Annotated in this window: 1 protein-coding gene and 1 pseudogene; one reads left to right on the top strand and one right to left on the bottom strand. The window is 75.4% G+C overall.

The annotated features are described in order from the left end of the window. Positions 1–726: pseudogene (locus FV223_RS25980) on the bottom strand (sensor histidine kinase); the annotation flags it as partial. A 279-nt stretch (positions 727–1,005) separates the two neighbouring features. On the opposite strand from FV223_RS25980, the gene FV223_RS25985 reads away from it, so the two are divergent. Then, positions 1,006–2,004 carry a bifunctional riboflavin kinase/FAD synthetase gene (locus tag FV223_RS25985; protein ID WP_147729638.1) on the top strand — a complete coding sequence of 333 codons (999 nt, stop codon included), beginning with the start codon at positions 1,006–1,008 and terminating at the stop codon, positions 2,002–2,004. Positions 2,005–2,144: the final 140 nt, after the last annotated feature.

Raw genomic sequence — 2,144 nt, forward strand, 5'->3', positions numbered from 1 at the left:
GCTCAAGGCGCAGCTCGCCGCGCCGCGCTCGGAGCGCGGCGCGGCGAGCTGCGCCTTGAGCCGGGCGATGTGGCCGGAGAAGCCGTAGAGGAAGCGCCCGAGGAACAGCGCCGAGCCGAGCACGGTCGCCGCGAGGAAGGCGAAGCCGGCAAGCAGCTGGCGGTAGGCCGGGCCGTGATCGGTCTGGATCCGCGCCATGGTCCAGGCGGTCGCGCCGACGATCGGGCCGCGCAGGGGGCAGGCCTGGAGCAGCAGGGCCTGCGTCCGGCTCGGGCGGCGGAGCGCCACGGGCCGCTCGGTGCGCAGCGCGTCGGCATTGATCTGCGCGATGCTGTCGCGCTCGGCCGCCGGCAGGTCGGTCTTCGGCCCGGTGCCCTCGTAGGTCGGGAAGGCGTAGGCGACCGAGCCTTCGGACGCGGTCCAGATCCCGCCCTCGACGCCGGGCGAGCGGGCGAGCGCCACGCTCACCGCATCGGCGAGGTCGGCGCGCAGGGCGGCGTCGACCGCGCGCGTGGACGGCATCGCGCCGGCGACGAAGGCGGTGCGGTCGACGATCTCGCGGCAGGCGCGGGCGACCGCGACCTCGGCCTGGCCGACCTGCACGTCGGCCGACTGGCTGTAGAACGCGAACAGCAGGTAGCCGGTGGCCGCGGCGGAGGCGAGCAGCAGCAGCCAGAGCGCGAGCAGCCGCGCCCGCAGCGAGCGCGGCATCACCGGCCGCGCCATCGCCGGGCTCGGTCGAAACCTGGGTCGAAGCGGATCTCGCGCACCGGGCGTCTCGGCCCCTTCATCGGCAAGGCGCCACCGCCTCGGATGCTGCCGGTGGTCGCATGTTCCGGCCGGGCGACCAAGCGGGCTGAGCGGATGTCGGGTCGGGCGGGCTCGACGGTCCTGCGGAGGCCCCCCCTCGCTTGACCGCCCCGGCGGTTTTCGACAGGGTCCGCGGCGCTGCAATCCGCGGTTCCAGCGAGGGCCGCCGCACTGGACGATCCGCAAAAGCTCCCGATGGCGTCAGGCGACGAGACGGCTCCCGAGGCGGCTCCCGGGCCCTTCACGATCTGCCGCGAGGACGAGCCGGTGCCGGCAGCGCTTCGCGGCGCCGTCGCCGGGATCGGCAATTTCGACGGGGTCCATCGCGGGCATCGCGCGCTGGTCGCGGCAGTGCGCGCCGCCGCCGACGAGACCGGGGTCCCGGCGGCGATCCTCACCTTCGAGCCGCATCCGCGGGCCTACTTCGCCCCCGACAAGCCGATGTTCCGCCTCACCGGCGTCGCCGCCCGCGAGATCGTCTTCCGGCGGCTCGGGCTCGACGGGGTGATCGTGCGCCGGTTCGACGCGGGCCTCGCCGGCACCGGCGCGCGCGACTTCGTCGATCGGCTGCTGCGCGACGACCTCGGCCTGTCGGGCGTCGTCGTCGGGCACGACTTCCATTTCGGGCGCGGGCGCGAGGGCACGCCGGCGATGCTGGCGGCCCTGTGCGCCGAGGTCGGCCTGTCGTGCCGCATCGTCGCGCCGGTGGCGCTCGGCACCGAGGCCGACCCGGTCTCGTCGAGCGCGATCCGGCGGGCGCTCGCCGAGGGCGAGGTGGCCCGCGCCAACGCGCTGCTCGGCTACCGCTGGTTCGTGATCGCCGCCGTGCGGCACGGCGACAAGCGCGGGCGCACGCTGGGCTACCCGACCGCCAACCTCGCGCTCTCGGACTGCGCCCTCGCCCACGGCATCTACGCGGTGCGCGTGCGCCTGCCCGACGGCACGATGCGGGACGGGGTGGCGAGCTACGGCCGCCGCCCGACCTTCGACGACGGCGCGCCGCTGCTCGAGGTCAACCTGTTCGGGTTCGCGGGCGACCTCTACGGGCAGGAGATCGCGGTCGAGCTCGTCGGCTTCATCCGCGGCGAGGAGCGGTTCTCGAGCGCCGAGGCGCTGATCGCCCGCATGGACGTCGATTCGGCCGAGGCGCGGGCGATGCTCGCCGCCGACCGGACGCCGTCGATGCTGGACTGAACGGCGTCAGGGCGCCGAAGCGAGCGCGAGCGCGGCGTGGCGCAGGTCCTTCGCGTCGTGGCCGCCGCTGACGGCGTAGGCCGAGTCGCCGGTGGTCCAGGCCAGCGTCGCGCCGTCGCCGGCATCGGCCACCTCGGTGG

This window comes from Methylobacterium sp. WL116 (genome assembly GCF_008039455.1).
Classification (GTDB): domain Bacteria; phylum Pseudomonadota; class Alphaproteobacteria; order Rhizobiales; family Beijerinckiaceae; genus Methylobacterium.